The sequence below is a fragment of the Serratia sp. EWG9 genome, from assembly GCF_019913725.1.
GTDB classification, from domain to species: Bacteria; Pseudomonadota; Gammaproteobacteria; order Enterobacterales; family Enterobacteriaceae; genus Serratia; species Serratia ureilytica.
Window position 1 is genome coordinate 1 of record NZ_JADNRO010000015.1, and the last position, 16,505, is coordinate 16,505.

The following is a 16,505-nucleotide window of genomic DNA, read 5'->3' on the forward strand; positions in this document are numbered from 1 at the left end:
ATCACCGGCTGCCGAGCAAGACGGCGTTGTCAGGGGCAACCGGCCAGGGAAGGCCGTTGAGGCGAGACTAACAGGGACGTTTGTCGCAGCCGACCCGCCAGACAACGCAGACGCGGCGAGGGTATCCGCATAGCGGACAGACGGTGTTAAGCAAAGGCGCGGGTGGAGGGGCCGCGCCATCGGCCCCTCCAATTGCCGTTCATATTGGCCACAGAGAAATGCGGGACATTTACGGCAATTCCCCTGCACAGAACGCCCAGAGGCTGGATAAAAAATGCCACTCAGGCTTAACTGAACCGCCTTGGTCATCATGACCAGCTTTTTTTATTCCATCACCCGATGAATCTGCAAATACTGCAGCAGCATGATGGTCTTGCCGTCTTTGATCCGGCCATCGGCGATCATCGCCACCGCGTCGCGAAACGGCAGTTCGATCACCTCAATATCTTCATCTTCAATGCCGCCGCCGGCCGCGCGCCGCTCATCGTCATGGTATTCGGCGATAAAGAAGTGCACGATCTCGGTCACGCCGCCCGGCGACATGTAGGCTTCGAAGATTTTCTTCACCTCGCTGACCTGAAAACCGGTCTCCTCCACCGCTTCGCGGCGCGCGCACTGCTCCGGAGAGTCGGCGTCCAGCAAGCCGGCGCAGGCCTCGAGCAGCATGCCGCTCTCGTTGCCGTTGACATAGGTCGGCATGCGGAACTGGTTGGTCAGCACCACCGTGCCCTTGGCGCGGTTATACAGCAAAATGGTGGCGCCGTTGCCGCGATCGTAGACCTCGCGCACCTGTTGCACCGAACCGCCGTTTTTGCGTTTCAGATCGAACGTGTACTTGTGCAGCACATACCAGTTGTCCGACAGCAGCTCTTTCTTCACATTCTCAATTTTCGACGACATAACCCTTTTCCCTTGCGTGACAACGTGAAGATCATACCGCGATTAGGCCGCGCCGCGGCAGACGATTTGCAACAAAAATCACACCGCGCCCCGCCGGACAAGCCGGGACTTAACATTGCTTAAAATAATGAAAAATAAGTCGCGCTCAGGCGCATGAGATTGCATAAAACCCAGTGCGATTCGCCCCCCAAAGACAAATCGTCAGAGGAAACCGGCCCGCCGCTGAAAATCGATGGGCGTTTCGCTATTCATTTGATTACACAACCACAATTGTTCCCGTTTTGTTGACAACTTGATACAAATCGCGGTGCATTTTAGTTGCAAAAGTTATAGTTTTGCTTTCGAATGAAACTGGCGACGCGCCCTACCTGAGAGAAGGATCCTTGATTGCTTGTTAAACGTTCCGTGACCGGCAGCCTGGCCAAAGCACTGTTCGGCATCGTGATACTGTCGGTGCTCGCCACCGGGTTGGCGTTGACCACCGTCGCCGGCAGCCAGAGTGATGCCGAAGCGATCAATATCGCCGGTTCGCTGCGCATGCAAAGCTACCGGTTGGCCTTCGATCTCGACCAACAGAGCCCAGAACTGGAGCTGCACCTGCAGCAATACCGGCAGTCATTGCAGGCGCCGGCGCTGCAAAAACTGGCGCGCTTCTACGTACCGGCCGAGGTGCGCAACCATTACCAGGCGCTGCAACAGGCGTGGCAAACGATGGAGCGGCAGATCCGCAACGGGCAGGCGATCGCCTATCGGGCGGAGGTCGCCGGCCATGTCAATCGCGTTGACCATTTCGTGTCTGCCCTGCAGCGCTATTCCGAACTGAAACTGACCCTGGTGGCCGCCGTCAGCGTGCTGGGTTACGCCGCCATCATCGGTCTGGTGCTGTTTTGCATTCGTTTCATGCGCCGCCAGGTGGTCACCCCGCTGCAGCATCTGGTCGACGCCAGCCAGCGCGTGCAACAAGGGGATTTTCGCCACCCGCAGTTGGACGTGACGTTGCCGAACGAGCTCGGCGTGCTGTCGCAAACCTTCAGCGCCATGTCGGACGAACTGGCCCGGCTCTATCAGTCGCTGGAGCTGAAGGTACAGGAAAAAACCCAACGTCTGCAGCAGGCCAATGAAACGCTTGAGGTGCTGTATCGCTGCTCGCAGGCGCTGAGCGTGCGCCAGCTCGATCAGCAGGCGTTCGAAAATGTGCTGCGCATCGTGCGCCAAAGCGAACGGCTGCGCTGCATCCAGCTGAACGTAGCGGACGGCCAGGGCCAGTGGCGGCTGAGCGAAGGGGAAGCGGCGCCGACGCAGGCCTGGAACGCGCTGCCGATCACCCAGGGCGACAAGCCGCTGGGCGAGTTGCGCTGGCAGCCCGAGGCGCACCCGCCGCATCCTCACCTGATGCAGAGCCTGGCCAATATGTTGGGCCGCGGCGTTTACTTCAACCGGGCACAAAAGCAGCACCAATATCTGCTGTTGATGGAAGAGCGTGCGACCATCGCCCGCGAGCTGCACGATTCGCTGGCGCAGACGCTGTCGTTCCTGCGCATCCAGCTGACGCTGCTGCGGCGCAGCGCCGCCGATCCGGCGGCGCAGACCATTATCGACGATTTCGATCGCACGCTGGCCGATGCCTATCGCCAGTTGAGAGAGCTACTGGCCACCTTCCGTCTCAACATTCAGGAGGCGGATCTGAACGCCGCGCTGGAGCAGCTGTTGCAGCCATTAAAAGCGCTAACCCCCGCGCGGATTCAGTTACACTGTCGGCTGTCTTCGCAGGCGCTCAACGCCCAGCAGCAGGTGCACGCGCTGCAGATCGTGCGCGAGGCGGTGCTCAATGCCGTCAAGCACGCCGGGGCAGACGAGATTACGGTGTGTTGCGAGGTCAACGCCGCAGGCGACAACGTTTTCAGCATTACCGACGACGGTTGCGGCATCGCCAGTCTGGAGGAACCGGAAGGGCATTATGGTTTGACCATCATGAGCGAACGCGCGGCGCGATTGGGAGGAGCGCTGCACATTCAGCGCAGAAGCGGCGGCGGCACGGCGGTTTGCCTGACATTCTCGCCCTGACCTTACGGCTGTTCATTCTGCGTTACGGTTGCCGCCGGGCGGAAGGCCGTCCGGGGAGGTTTACGGCGCTGATTGCCGCTATTTTTGAAGAGACAGTCCCACTGTGAAGCACGCCGCAGGGCGCGTTTGAGTGGCTTTACTTGCTACAGGGAGCATATTTCATGGTGATGAAGCAATACCGAGTCATGATCGTTGACGATCATCCGTTGATGCGGCGCGGCATCAAACAACTGCTGGGACTGGATGCGCGATTTAGCGTGGTAGCGGAGGCCGGCAACGGCAGCGAGGCGGTTGCGCTGGCGCTGCAGCACGCCCCGGACGTGATCTTGTTGGATCTGAACATGAAGGGCATGTCCGGGCTGGACACGCTGCGGGCCCTGCGCGACGAAGGCGTGGACGCGCGCATCATCGTGCTGACGGTCTCCGACGCGCGCAGCGATCTGTATGCGCTGATCGACGCCGGCGCCGACGGCTACCTGCTGAAAGACAGCGAGCCGGAACTGCTGCTGGAGCACATCGGCGCCGCCGCCGAGGGGCAGAACGTGATCAGCGACGCCATGGCCGACTATTTGCTGGCGCGCAGTGAGCAGCGCGATCCCTTTGCCGCCTTGACCGAACGTGAGCTGGATGTCTTGCAAGAGGTGGCGCGCGGCCTGTCCAACAAACAGGTAGCGGCGCAGCTGCATATCTCTGAAGAAACCGTGAAGGTGCACATCCGCAACATACTGCGCAAATTGGACGTGCGCTCTCGCGTGGCGGCGACGGTGATGTACCTGGAGCATAAAAGCCAATGAACGTCAGCCCCGGCCGCTGCGCCGGGGCAGCTTACTCGATGGCGCTGAGCAGCGCCTGATGGTGCTGGTGCACCCAGCTCTTGTTGAACGGCCCCCAGCTTTCCAGCTGATAGAAACCGTCGTTGTTGCGCACGCCCTGCTGTACGAACTGCAGCTCGACGCCCATGCCGGGCAGCGCCTTCAGCACATCCTGCAACGTGCGGCGCGGCCAACCGGTCAGTGCCATCAACCGCGGCACATTGGGCCGCTCACTGTGGCTGATCAGCCAGCACAAATAAAGCCGACGGGCAAATACCGGGTTAATTCCCATGCCAAGCTCCTGCTGTAAGGTGAGTCCTGTTTATTTCCGGTTCCGTGCGCGCGAAGAAGGCGCGCACGGCCTTCGACAGTCATAAAAATGTCTTAATCGCGTCTCGTTGTCGGCAAACAAGCGCCAACGCCGTTTTACGCTACCGTTATTTACACTATCTCCTTTTTTTCTCCACGCTTTCCTCGGCTTTCCCGAGTACAGTGCAATAGCGCCGGGATCCCTCCCTGCCGCTGAAATGCATAATTCTGATGCGTTTTAAAGATAGAACAAGTCATAACGAGGTTCGCGCTGCATGGCCAATTTTTTTATTGATCGCCCGATTTTCGCCTGGGTGCTGGCAATAATTCTTTGCCTGACCGGCGCGTTGGCGATTTTTTCTTTACCGGTAGAACAATACCCGAATTTGGCGCCGCCGAACGTGCGCATCAGCGCAACTTATCCAGGCGCTTCGGCGCAAACGCTGGAAAACACCGTCACGCAGATCATTGAACAGAATATGACCGGCCTCGACAACATGATGTATATGTCGTCGCAGAGCACCAATACCGGCCAGGCGACCGTCACGCTGACGTTCGAAGCCGGCACCGACCCCAACGAAGCGATGCAGCAGGTGCAAAACCAGCTGCAGGCGGCGATCAAACGTCTGCCGCAGGCGGTGCAGAATCAGGGGGTCACGGTCTCGAAATCCGGCGATACCACGCTGATGATGGTGGCGTTCGTCTCCACCGACAACAGCATGGACAAGCAGGACATCGCCGATTACATCGTCTCCAACCTGCAGGATCCGCTCAGCCGCATCAACGGCGTCGGCAGCATGGACGTCTACGGCTCGCAGTACGCCATGCGCATTTGGCTCGATCCCAACAAGCTCAACAGCTATCAGCTCACGACCCAGGACGTGGTCAAAGCCATTCAGTCGCAGAACGCCCAGGTGGCGGTCGGCCAGTTGGGCGGCACGCCGTCGGTCGATAAACAGGCGCTGAACGCCACCATCAACGCCCAGTCGCAGCTCCAGACGCCGGAGCAGTTCCGCCAGATCACCCTGCGGGTCAATCAGGACGGTTCGCTGGTGACGCTGGGCAACGTCGCCACCGTTGAGTTGGGCGGCGAGAACTACAACTACCTCAGCCGCTACAACGGCATGCAGGCCGCCGGCATGAACATCAAGCTGGCTTCCGGCGCCAACGAACTGCAGACCGACCAGTTGGTGAAGGACAAAATCGCCGAGCTGTCGCAATACTTCCCGCACGGACTGGAAGCCAAAGTGGCCTATGAAACCACCCCGTTCGTCAAAGCCTCGATCAAGGACGTGGTGAAAACGCTGCTGGAGGCCATCCTGCTGGTGTTCCTGGTCATGTACCTGTTCCTGCAGAACTTCCGCGCTACCCTGATCCCCACCATCGCCGTGCCGGTGGTGCTGATGGGCACTTTCGCCATCCTCTCCGCCTGCGGCTTCAGCATCAACACCCTCACCATGTTCGCCATGGTGCTGGCGATCGGCCTGCTGGTGGACGACGCTATCGTGGTGGTGGAGAACGTCGAGCGCGTGATGAGCGAGGAAGGCTTGCCGCCGCGAGAGGCCACGCGCAAATCCATGGGGCAGATCCAGAGCGCGCTGGTAGGCATCGCTCTTGTGCTGTCGGCGGTGTTCGTGCCGATGGCGTTCTTCGGCGGCACCACCGGCGCCATCTATCGCCAGTTCTCCATCACCATCGTCTCCGCCATGGTGCTGTCGGTGCTGGTGGCGATGATCCTGACCCCGGCCCTGTGCGCGACGCTGCTTAAACCGATCGCCAAGGGGCATCATCACGGCAAGCGCGGCTTCTTCGGCTGGTTCAACCGCATGTTCAACCGCAATGCCGATCGCTATGAGCGCGGCGTGGGGCGCATCCTGCACGCCAGCGGCCGCTATATGGTGATTTATCTGCTGCTGCTCGGCGGCATGGCGCTGCTGTTCATCAAGCTGCCGACCTCGTTCCTGCCGCAGGAAGACCGCGGCATCTTCACCGTACAGGTGCAGCTGCCGGCGGGATCGACCCTGCAGCAAACGTCCAAAGTGGTGGAGAAGGTCGAGCAGTACTTCCTCACCGAAGAGAAACAGGACGTGTTGTCGGTGTTCGCCATCATCGGCTCCGGGCCGGGGGGCAACGGCCAAAACGTGGCGCGCCTGTTTGTCCGGCTGAAAGACTGGGACCTGCGCGCCTCGGGCGCCAACAGCTCATTCGACATCATCGATCGCGCGACTCAGGCATTCAGCAAGATTAACGAAGCCCGGGTGATCGCCAGCAGTCCGCCGGCGATCACCGGCCTCGGCAACTCCTCCGGCTTCGATATGGAGTTGGAAGACCACGCTGGCCTCGGCCACGCCAAGCTGATGGCGGCGCGCGATCAATTGCTGCAGCTCGCCGGGCAAAATCCGCTGCTGTCGCGCGTGCGCCACAACGGCCTGGACGACAGCCCGCAGTTGCAAATCGATATCGATCAACGCAAGGCTCAGGCGCTGGGCGTGTCGATCGACGACATCAACAGCACGCTCTCTACCGCCTGGGGCTCGACCTACGTCAATGACTTCGTCGATCGCGGCCGGGTGAAAAAAGTCTACGTGCAGGCTGCGGCGCCGTTCCGCATGCTGCCGGATGACATCAACAAATGGTATGTGCGCAACAGCACGGGCGGCATGGTGCCGTTCTCGGCCTTCGCCAGCTCGCACTGGGAGTATGGTTCGCCACGGCTGGAACGCTATAACGGCAGCTCGGCGCTGGAGATCGTCGGCGAAGCGGCCAACGGCGTCAGCACCGGCACCGCCATGGCGGAAATGGAGAAACTGGTCAGCCAGCTGCCGGCCGGCTTCGGTCTGGAATGGACGGCGATGTCCTATCAGGAACGGCTGTCCGGCTCGCAGGCGCCGGCGCTGTACGCCATCTCGCTGCTGGTGGTGTTCCTGTGTCTGGCGGCGTTGTACGAGAGCTGGTCAATTCCGTTCTCGGTGATGTTGGTGGTGCCGCTGGGGGTGATCGGCGCGGTCGCCGCCACCTGGCTGCGCGGCCTGGAGAACGACGTTTATTTCCAGGTCGGCCTGCTGACCATCATTGGGCTGTCGGCGAAAAACGCCATTCTGATCGTCGAGTTCGCCAATGAGCTGAACCAGAAAGGGCAGGATCTGATGTCGGCGACGCTCGACGCGTCGCGCATGCGCCTGCGGCCGATCCTGATGACCTCGCTGGCGTTCATCTTCGGCGTGCTGCCGATGGCCACCAGCAGCGGCGCCGGTTCCGGCAGCCAGCATGCGGTCGGCACCGGGGTGATGGGCGGCATGATCTCCGCCACCCTGCTGGCAATTTTCTTCGTGCCGCTGTTCTTCGTGCTGGTTCGCCGCCGCTTCCCCGGTAAAGCGCATCCTGCCGCCACACCGCCCGCCGAAGAGTGATCGGCGGCGCATAAAAAAAGCAGCGTCGGATGACCGATGCTGCTTTTTCGAACGAATATCTCGTTCCCACGGTGTTTCAGTAATTTTCCAATGACTCAACCTTGCCATCGGCTTCATCGCTGTGTCAGTTGCCCAACATCTCATCAATGAAGTCTTTCCAGTTTCCTAATTCACGATCAACCATAATACTTTACAACCTCAATTATTTGACGAAGCGGATTCTACGCCTGTTTTTTGACCATGTGAAGGGAAACGGGAACGATGCCGGGCCCGGAAACCGGGGTTAGCGCACATTTTCGTATTTATCTGATCAATGTTCAGTGCGGCTATTCCCTTGTGATATCAATTTCTCCACGATAGCGTGTAAAAGGTATAACAATACGCCAATGGAGCGCCGATCATGTCCACCTCTTTGTCTGTCTCACAGTTGAAAGCGCAAGGTCATTATCAGGAAGCCACTGCGCTGGCGTTGCGGCAACTGGCGGCAGAGCCGGAAGCGGCGATGCTGCATTTTCAGCTGGCCTGCCTGTACGACGTTCAGGGTTTGGAGCGACAGGCGATTCCCTGCTACCTCGCGGCGTTGGGTCGCGATTTGCCGCCCGCCCAGCGCCGTGAAGCCTGGCTGGGCCTCGGCAGCACTTACCGCGCCCTGGGGAAATACCCGGCTTCGCTGCGCGCTTTCGACGATGGCCTGGCTGAATTCCCGCAGGCCAACGAGCTGAGGCTGTTTCGCGCCATGACGCTGTACAATCTGGATGAAGGTAAACGGGCCGTGGCCGATCTGTTGTTGTTGCTGGCGGAAACCTCGTCAGCCCCCGACATCCGCGGCTATCAGCGCGCCATTCGGCACTATGCCGCCGATCTCAATCATATTGATTAGAGGACAACGATGGAAATCATCACCGATATGAACCGCCGCGCCATCGACTGGCGGCGGCTGTGTGAATTGCTGCAGGCCGCCGGGCTGGGCGAACGCGATCCGCATACGCTGCAACGCGTTTATCAACACAGCCAGTTTTGCTATTGGGGGTTTATCGGCGATGAGCTGATCGCCACCGCGCATGCCATCAGCGATTTGACTTCGGTCGCTTACCTGGCCGACGTGGCGATCGATCCGCGCTTTCAGGGGCAGGGATTGGGGCGCCGGTTGATGGACCGGGTAATGCAAGATCTGGCGCCGCTCGGCAAGATTTTCATCTATTCGGTGCCGGAAAAACTGGCTTTCTATAAAAAGTACGGTTTTCACGATTTGACCACCGGCATGGTGTTCGCAGAAGGGGATGCTCTGCGGCGTTTGCAACAGGGGGGCTACGTGCGTTAATCGCGCATTACAACATTCGGCTGATAAAAATACGGGGGCAAATGCCCCGCAGAATTGCTGCCGCTGTCAGGATCTTTCACCGCGGCCGACGATTGTCGTAGCCGATATATTCATCGTTAACGCGATCCAATCCGTCCACAAGACAAGACGCTATTTCCGACGTGATCTTATCGGAAATTTCGATCCGGCATTCTTTCATGCCGTTCCCCCGTATAAATCCTCCCCACTTGCACAACGCTCGCAGCTTAAAACATCGCATTTTTTTGATTAAGATTTATCTTTGCCATTAATTTGGCGCGGGCCATGAGATTGTCCCAGCACACTCTTTGAACTGAGTTAAAAATAAGCGACACCCCTCGCTAAAAAGCAAGAAATATCTTAATTATTAATTCATTAGCATCCCCTCCCTCACAAAAACGATCGATATTAACGATCGAATATTTTATTTTGATAGCCACTTTCTATGTTAATTCCTTTTAATAACCGGAGTATTAATAGAGGATTTCTATTCTATCCCTCTTTCTTCACTGGGCAACTCGATTAAAAACCAAATTTACTCTTTATAAATCATGCTAGTATATGGGGCTTTCCTGATTGTCCACCGCAGGATAGCGTTCTTTCCCTGCGGCGCCCAATAAGTTCAATGTGAAATTATTTAGATTGTTTCTTTTTTTATGTTTTAAGATATCAATCCTCACCGGGAAATAGAAATTAAGGGATTATAATAAAATGAAAATTGATATTTTCAGCGCGTGTGCCTATACCGCTATCGGCATCCGGCAGCTCATCAATCAAACTTGGGCGGAGAAACGCGCGCCGGCCGGCTTTAGCCGCAAAAGGGTCTGCTTTATCGATGTCACCATCGCCAATTTTGAAGCGCGCTACCGCGATGAATATGCCAACCCCAATACCTACAAAATAGTCATTATCACCGACTGCCTGCATGACATGGTGATTGTCGACAATAAGACCATTATATTATCAAACCTTATATCATTGAGCCGCTTCAGCCACCTGATCGGCGACTTATATAAGCGCTACAGCCACTATACCGAGCCGCCGCAACTCTCTCAGCGCGAGTCGCATTTTCTCTCGGAATGGTCGACGGGAAAATCGCTGGCCGACATCAGCAATGCCATGAATATCAGAAATAAAACCGCCAATCATTACAAGTCGCGAATAATGAAAAAACTCGGCGCCAGCCGGATAAAACCGCTCTTGCATATTACCCGCGTACGGTGTTTGACCGATCGTTTAAACATAAGGATCAATAAAGAGTAGCTCTCTCTCCGCCAGCTCTGCATTGGCGGCAAAACGCTTTCGCCGGCGCCTTTTCACCAGCACGGTCGGCGAAGGCAGCCGTTCAACCACGTTGCCGACCTCTTATCCCTGGCGCGCAATCGCACCTCGCACGCATCGTTGTCTGGATCTCGCCGCTGCTTTACTGGCATTATCTCTGCTATCGCCGGGCGGCTAGCGGGCCAAAGATCGCCCACGCCGCTCAGTATCGACTCGACGAGACAGGTAGCTTTACGCCATGGCAAACAAACCGCAACAGACAACGCTGACGATGTACGGCATCAAAAACTGCGACACCATCAAAAAAGCCCGCCGCTGGCTGGAAGATCAGGGCGTGGCCTATCATTTTCACGACTATCGCGCCGACGGCCTGGACGAACAACGGCTGCGCGGTTTCGTCGCGCAACTGGGGTGGGAGCCGCTGCTCAATACCCGCGGCACCACCTGGCGCAAGCTGGATGAAGCGCAGCGCAACGCCTGCGATAACGCCGACGCCGCCATCGCGCTGATGCTGGCGCAGCCGGCGATCATCAAACGCCCGTTGCTGGACGCCGGCAACGGGCGCGCCCTGCTCGGTTTCAACGCCGACGCTTACCAGCAATTTATCGCCGAGGTCGCCGTATGACTTGCCCGGTTATCGAACTGGCTCAGCAACTGATCAAACGCCCTTCCCTCAGCCCAAATGATGAAGGCTGCCAGCAGCTGATGATCGATCGCCTGCAGGCGATCGGTTTCACCGTCGAAGCAATGGACTTCGAAGACACCCAAAACTTCTGGGCCTGGCGCGGCGAAGGGCAAACCCTGGCGTTTGCCGGGCACACCGACGTGGTGCCGACCGGCGATGAAAAGCGCTGGGACAACCCGCCGTTTGAACCGGCGATCCGCGACGGCATGCTGTACGGCCGCGGCGCGGCGGACATGAAAGGGTCATTGGCCGCGATGGTGGTGGCGGCGGAACGCTTTGTCGCCGCCAACCCGAATCACCGGGGCCGCCTCGCTTTTCTGATCACTTCGGATGAAGAGGCCAGCGCCACTCACGGCACGGTTAAAGTGGTTGAAGCGCTGATGGCGCGCAACGAACGGCTGGATTACTGCCTGGTCGGCGAGCCGTCCAGCACCGAGCGCGTCGGCGACGTGGTGAAAAATGGCCGTCGCGGCTCGATCACCGCCAACCTGCATATCCACGGCGTACAAGGGCACGTCGCCTATCCGCATCTGGCGGACAATCCGGTGCACCGCGCCATGCCGGCGCTGAATGAACTGGTGGCGATCGAATGGGATCGCGGCAACGAGTTCTTCCCGCCGACCAGCATGCAGATCGCCAACGTGCAGGCCGGCACCGGCAGCAATAACGTGATCCCAGGCGATTTCTACGTACAGTTCAACTTCCGTTTCAGCACCGAACTGACCGACGCGATGATCAAGCAGCGCGTGGAAGAGCTGCTGGAACGCCATCAGTTGAATTACAGCATCGAGTGGCGTCTGTCCGGCCAGCCGTTCCTCACCTCGCGCGGCGCGTTGGTGGATGCGGTGGTCAACGCCGTCGAGCACTATTCTGAATTGACGCCGCAGCTGTTGACCACCGGCGGCACCTCCGACGGCCGCTTCATCGCGCAGATGGGTGCGCAGGTGGTGGAGCTGGGGCCGGTCAACGCCACCATCCACAAGGTCAACGAATGCGTCAACGCCGCGGATCTGCAGCTGCTGAGCCGCATGTATCAACGCATCATGGAGCAATTGATCGCATGATCAACGCAGAAATGCTCACCGGCCGCTCGACCGAGCACCTGGCGCCGCTGAGCGGCAACCATCGGCTGCAGCCGGAAGCCGTCAACGCGTTCCTGGCGATGCAGCAGGCGGCGCGTGCGGCGGGATTGGATCTCCAGCCCGCCAGCACCTTCCGCGATTTTGACCGGCAGTTGGCCATCTGGAATGGCAAATTCTGCGGCCAGCGGCCAGTATTAGATAAGGACAGTCAACCGATCGACGTCGCGCCGCTGTCCGCCGCCGAGCGCTGTGAGGCGATCCTGCGCTGGTCGGCTCTGCCGGGCGCCAGCCGCCACCACTGGGGCAGCGATCTGGACGTGTACGATCCGTCGCTGTTGCCGGAAGGGCAAAAGCTGCAGCTGGAACCGTGGGAATATGAGGAAGGCGGCTACTTTGCGCCCCTTAACCAGTGGCTGACGGCGCATATGGCCGAATTCGGTTTCTACCGCCCCTTCACCGAAGACTGCGGCGGCGTGGCGGTGGAGCCGTGGCATCTGAGCTACCGGCCGCTGGCGCAAGAAGCCGAACACTTGCTGACGCCGGCGCTATTGCTGGCGGCCTGGCAAGACAAGGAGGTCGCCGGTGCCGAATGGCTCGAACGCCATCTGCCATCGATTTTTTCGCGTTTTATACGCAGTAAAGGAAAGGAGTAGCTATGCAATGGTTAGCTGATTACTGGTGGATTATCCTGCTGGTTCTGGTGGGGATGGTCGTCAGCGGCATCAAGGAACTGCGCCGCGTTGACGTCAAAAGCTATCTGGCCAACAAGCCGGAGATTCCGCCGCACCGCGACAACAACGCCCAGTGGGATGACGAAGACGACTGGCCGAAGAAGAAGTGATATCAGGGCGCTCATCGGCGCCCTGAATTTTTAGCGGAAGGCGATCAGCTCGCCGCGCTTGCCGGACAAGGCTTCGTCCCAGTAGCGCTGCGGCACATAGTAATGCAACCTTTCCAGCGCGGCGTTCATCATGCCCTGGTTGATCGCATGCCCAACGTCCTGTTCCACGTCCAGCGTGAAATCGGCGCCGCCGGCCCGTAACGCTTCCGCCGCCGCATGAGCGTGCTGCACCGCGATCACCGCGTCCTCTTCACCGTGGATCAAATGCACCACGCTGTCGCCGAACGCCTGCTCAGGCAACTGGGCGAAACGCCCGCTGAACGCGACCACTCGCCCGGCGAGGCGGGTTTCCGCCTTCAACGCCTCCAGCGCCATGATCGCTCCCTGCGAGAACCCCACCAGGGCAGTGCCGGCATAGCCAACGCCGCTCAGCTGCTGCCAATGGCGCACCACGGCCACAAACTGCGGCATTACGTCTGCGATGCGGGCCACGCGGTTCTCTTCGGTCACGTCCTGCACCGAAAACCACTGGCGGCCGGCGCCGTTGCCAAACGCTGCGGGGCCACCGATGCTTACCACCTGCGCCTGGGGAAACTCTTTGGCGAAGTAACTGCCGATCTCCCCCATCGCCACCGGGTTGTCGCCGACACCGTGAAACAGCAAGATCAGCTGCGCCGCCGGGGTCGCCGGGCTTTGGACAACGAAATGCTCATGTTTCATCGATGACTCCTTAATAGTAACCAAACCTGACGCAGCGACTGTCGTCGCCGCACCGCTGACAGCCACTATACGCCGCTGAGAAATCGGGAAAATCGGGTTTTATTGAGCAAGTTCTTCAATTTATTGCAATGACTGCGCCCAGTCGCGCCAGTAGCGGCAGTGCTGCGCATTCAGCTGTTCCAGCGCCTGCGCCGTTTCATGCCGCCAATGGCGCAGCAAGGCTTTCTGGCCGCTGACGCCCGCCCGCTCTGCGCACTCCGCGGGAGAGTGCCGCCGCTGCAGATGGCCGCGCAGTGCGGGCAGCGGCAGACTGCTGGCCAACAGTAACCGCTGCAACGCCCCCAGGCTGGCCTCCAGCGGCCGATGGGCAAAAGCGAACCCGGCCAGCTCGCGCCAGTCCTCTTCGCCGAGCGACGTATCGCCGTCGTCGCCCGGGATCGCCAGCGTAAGCTCGATACGCTGCCGCAGCCAGGGCCAATCGCGCGCCAGATGCTTGTGCGCCGCGTGCCGCAGCGCCTCTCCTTGCTCGCTCAGGGGCAAGATCGCCATCGCGGTATAGCAGCCGCTGCTGGCCTCCGGCTTGCTGCCGATGCGCACCAGCTCAAAACCGCAGGATTGCCAAAAGCGCCACAGCGGCTCGGTATAGCCGAAGCTGACCGACAGGAAGTCCAGCCCCTGCGCCTGGCGGCGTTGCCGCTCGATCAACTGGCGCGCGATACCCCGCCGCCGCAATGCCGGCAGCGTCGCGATGCGGGTAATGCGCCGTGAACGCAGCGTCGGCGCCCACCATTGGCCGCCATGCGCCGCCAACGACTGCGCCACCAGATTGCCGCGCGGCCGACGGCGCCGGCCCACACGTCGTGCGCCAACTCGGCGCTCAATCCGCCCTCTTCCACCAGCCACACGGCGCCGACCACCTCCAAACCGGCCTGCGCCAGCCCGAAATGCATGCCGGGCGCATCCATCAGCCGGCGTAAATCCAGCGGTGAGGTGCGGTAATGCGCGCTGCTCAGCAGGGCGTAGAAACGCGCCAGCCGCTGCGGATCGGCGCACAGCTCGCCTTGTTCCGCCTGGCTGTAATCGATCGCCTGGCCATCCGCCGGCCAGGCGGGCAGCTCGTTGAACAACAGCGCATTGTCCGTTATCCGTTCCAGCGCATCCCCCTGCGCCCAACGCATCGGCTGCTGCAGGCTCAGCGCCTGATAGGCCGGCAGCCCGGCGCAAAACTTCAGCAGAAAACCGCGGCCGGTGCCTTCATAGCCCTGCACCGTGGTGGTCAGCAACACGCGTGGGAAATAGCCGATCAACTGCTGCAACAGCGGCGCGGGGATCGCCGCAGCCTCATCCACCAGCAGCCACCCCACGGCGCTGACGTCGCCTTCCCGACACTGCGCCAACAAGACATCGGGCGCCCAAAACTGCGCGCGCCCCTGCGCCCATTCTCCGGCCACCGCCGTGGCGGCGCGGCTCGGCCCGGTGATCCAGCAGATCAGCGGCGACTGCGCCACCAGCATGCCCGCCAGCGTCGATTTGCCGCGGCCGCGAGCGGCGGTCAGCACCCACACGCCGGACTCGGCCTGCAGCAGCGCCGTCAAGATCGCCTGTTGTTCCTCGGTCGGCCGGCCATCCGGCGGCTGCCACCCTTCACGCGCCGGCAGCGCGGCCAGCGTCAGGGGCTCATCCTGCCGCCAGATCGTCACTTCGCTGTCGTCGGTCAGATGCTGCTGCAGATGGCGGATGAAATGCGGGGTGGTGATCGGCTGCGGGCAATCGCTCCAGCGCAGGCTGTCGCCGTCCGGCAACTGAGCCCATTGCCGCCAGGGCGGCGTCAACAGCAGCAGCCAGCTGCCGGCGCGCAGGGCGCCGCACAGCGCCGCCAGCGCCTCTACGTCCAGCGAATGACCGGCATCGAACACTGCGTGCAGCCGCTCCTGCCCCAGCAATTGACGCACAGCGCCGCTCGCCAACGCCGCCTGGCCGGGCGGCGGATTCTCCCCGACCCAAGGCCAGTCGCCGGGCAACGTCGCCGCCAGCCGCTGCGCCTGTTCGCGGCACCACTCGGGTTCGCCGCTGAGCACCAGCAGGCGCCGGATGCCCTGCCGCCGCATGAGTTGTTGCGCTGCCTGTAGCATAAGGCTGTATCTCAATTCGAAAAAAATGCCGGAGTCAGGCTCCGGCACGTGAGGTGTTAACGGGATGCGAAGGTGTTGCAGGTATTGGGATCGCCGCTGTCGAAGCCCTGTTTAAACCAGGTGTAGCGCTGCTGCGAAGTGCCGTGGGTAAAGCTGTCCGGCACGACGCGGCCCTGGCTCTGTTGCTGCAACCGATCGTCGCCAATCGCCTGTGCGGCATTCAGCGCCGCCTGCAGGTCGCCCTCTTCCAGCATCTGCTGCTTCTCGGCGTATTTGCCCCATACGCCGGCAAAGCAGTCCGCCTGCAGCTCCATTTTCACCGACAGGCGGTTCACTTCCGCCTGGCTGGCGCCCTGCTGCATCTGGCGGACCTTCGGCTCGATGCCCAGCAGGTTCTGCACATGGTGGCCGACTTCGTGCGCCACCACATAGGCCTGAGCGAAATCACCGCCGGCGCCCAGCTTGGTCTTCATGTCCTGATAGAAAGACAGATCGATATACACCGTTCTGTCGCCCGGGCAGTAGAACGGCCCCATCGCCGCCTGACCGGTGCCGCAGCTGGTGCGCGTCACGCCGCGATACATCACCAGCTTCGGCGGTTGGTAGGTTTTGCCCATGCGCTGGAAAATCTCTTTCCAGTTATCTTCGGTCGAGGCCAGCACCACCGAAGTGAATTTGGCCAGCTCATCGTCTTTCGGACTGATGCTGGCGCTCTGTTGTTGACCCTGAGGAGCGACATTACCGCCGTTCAACAGCGGCGACAGATCGATGCCGTAATAGCCGGCCACCAGCACCACCACCAGAATGACGATGCCGCCCTTGCCGCGCACCGGCACGCGGAAACCGCCGCCACCGCCGCCCAAACCTGAAGACTGCCCGCGACGATCCTCAACATTGTCACTTTCCCGACGCCCTTGCCAACGCATAAAT

At 60.2% G+C, this 16,505-nt stretch carries 15 protein-coding genes and 1 pseudogene; 10 read left to right on the forward strand and 6 right to left on the reverse strand.

What is annotated here, in order from left to right:
• Positions 1-324: 324 nt before the first annotated feature.
• A complete protein-coding gene (nudK, locus tag ITX55_RS23115) occupies positions 325-900 on the reverse strand; it encodes a GDP-mannose pyrophosphatase NudK (protein WP_033643990.1) in 576 nt (191 codons plus the stop codon).
• Between the two features lie 387 nt (positions 901-1,287).
• Between nudK and narQ the strand changes: the two genes are divergently transcribed.
• Together narQ and ITX55_RS23125 are read left to right on the forward strand one after the other, a co-directional pair.
• On the forward strand, positions 1,288-2,964 hold the full coding sequence (narQ, locus tag ITX55_RS23120; protein WP_223085403.1) for a nitrate/nitrite two-component system sensor histidine kinase NarQ: 1,677 nt from the start codon (positions 1,288-1,290) through the stop codon (positions 2,962-2,964).
• Positions 2,965-3,125: 161 nt separating this feature from the next.
• Positions 3,126-3,758: a response regulator gene (locus ITX55_RS23125; RefSeq protein ID WP_033643992.1), complete on the forward strand. Its 633-nt coding sequence runs from the start codon at positions 3,126-3,128 to the stop codon at positions 3,756-3,758.
• 31 nt (positions 3,759-3,789) lie between these two features.
• On the opposite strand, the gene ITX55_RS23130 is transcribed toward ITX55_RS23125, so the two are convergent.
• A complete protein-coding gene (locus tag ITX55_RS23130) occupies positions 3,790-4,068 on the reverse strand; it encodes a helix-turn-helix domain-containing protein (RefSeq protein ID WP_004941750.1) in 279 nt (92 codons plus the stop codon).
• A gap of 292 nt (positions 4,069-4,360) precedes the next feature.
• Here ITX55_RS23130 and acrD point away from each other — a divergent pair, with 292 nt between their 5' ends.
• A complete protein-coding gene (acrD, locus tag ITX55_RS23135; protein WP_046687604.1) occupies positions 4,361-7,495 on the forward strand; it encodes a multidrug efflux RND transporter permease AcrD in 3,135 nt (1,044 codons plus the stop codon).
• A 124-nt stretch (positions 7,496-7,619) separates the two neighbouring features.
• Here acrD and ypfM read toward each other — a convergent pair whose 3' ends face one another.
• Positions 7,620-7,679: a protein YpfM gene (gene ypfM, locus ITX55_RS23140; RefSeq protein WP_100396732.1), complete on the reverse strand. Its 60-nt coding sequence runs from the start codon at positions 7,677-7,679 to the stop codon at positions 7,620-7,622.
• Positions 7,680-7,895: 216 nt separating this feature from the next.
• On the opposite strand from ypfM, the gene ITX55_RS23145 reads away from it, so the two are divergent.
• The 7 genes from ITX55_RS23145 to ITX55_RS23175 all read left to right on the forward strand — a co-directional run bounded on the left by ITX55_RS23145 (position 7,896) and on the right by ITX55_RS23175 (position 12,723).
• Positions 7,896-8,375, forward strand: coding sequence for a tetratricopeptide repeat protein (locus ITX55_RS23145; protein WP_147839003.1), 480 nt, complete (start codon positions 7,896-7,898; stop codon positions 8,373-8,375).
• 9 nt (positions 8,376-8,384) lie between these two features.
• Positions 8,385-8,816, forward strand: coding sequence for a GNAT family N-acetyltransferase (locus ITX55_RS23150; protein ID WP_147839004.1), 432 nt, complete (start codon positions 8,385-8,387; stop codon positions 8,814-8,816).
• 729 nt (positions 8,817-9,545) lie between these two features.
• Positions 9,546-10,097 carry a LuxR C-terminal-related transcriptional regulator gene (locus ITX55_RS23155; RefSeq protein WP_123061883.1) on the forward strand — a complete coding sequence of 184 codons (552 nt, stop codon included), beginning with the start codon at positions 9,546-9,548 and terminating at the stop codon, positions 10,095-10,097.
• A gap of 256 nt (positions 10,098-10,353) precedes the next feature.
• Entirely contained in the window at positions 10,354-10,740 is a 387-nt protein-coding gene (locus tag ITX55_RS23160; RefSeq protein ID WP_033651524.1) for an ArsC family reductase, read from the forward strand.
• Positions 10,737-11,864 carry a succinyl-diaminopimelate desuccinylase gene (gene dapE, locus ITX55_RS23165; RefSeq protein WP_033651525.1) on the forward strand — a complete coding sequence of 376 codons (1,128 nt, stop codon included), beginning with the start codon at positions 10,737-10,739 and terminating at the stop codon, positions 11,862-11,864. The genes ITX55_RS23160 and dapE overlap by 4 nt, the downstream gene beginning before the upstream one ends.
• Positions 11,861-12,535, forward strand: coding sequence for a M15 family metallopeptidase (locus ITX55_RS23170; protein WP_223085406.1), 675 nt, complete (start codon positions 11,861-11,863; stop codon positions 12,533-12,535). The genes dapE and ITX55_RS23170 overlap by 4 nt, the downstream gene beginning before the upstream one ends.
• A gap of 2 nt (positions 12,536-12,537) precedes the next feature.
• Positions 12,538-12,723, forward strand: coding sequence for a YpfN family protein (locus tag ITX55_RS23175; protein WP_004941720.1), 186 nt, complete (start codon positions 12,538-12,540; stop codon positions 12,721-12,723).
• Positions 12,724-12,753: 30 nt separating this feature from the next.
• Here ITX55_RS23175 and ypfH read toward each other — a convergent pair whose 3' ends face one another.
• The 3 genes and pseudogenes from ypfH to ITX55_RS23190 form a co-directional block, all read right to left on the reverse strand.
• Entirely contained in the window at positions 12,754-13,443 is a 690-nt protein-coding gene (ypfH, locus tag ITX55_RS23180) for an esterase (protein WP_072627164.1), read from the reverse strand.
• Between the two features lie 120 nt (positions 13,444-13,563).
• A pseudogene (locus ITX55_RS23185) lies at positions 13,564-15,575 on the reverse strand (tRNA(Met) cytidine acetyltransferase TmcA).
• Positions 15,576-15,631: 56 nt separating this feature from the next.
• Positions 15,632-16,501: a neutral zinc metallopeptidase gene (locus tag ITX55_RS23190; protein WP_033644002.1), complete on the reverse strand. Its 870-nt coding sequence runs from the start codon at positions 16,499-16,501 to the stop codon at positions 15,632-15,634.
• Positions 16,502-16,505: the final 4 nt, after the last annotated feature.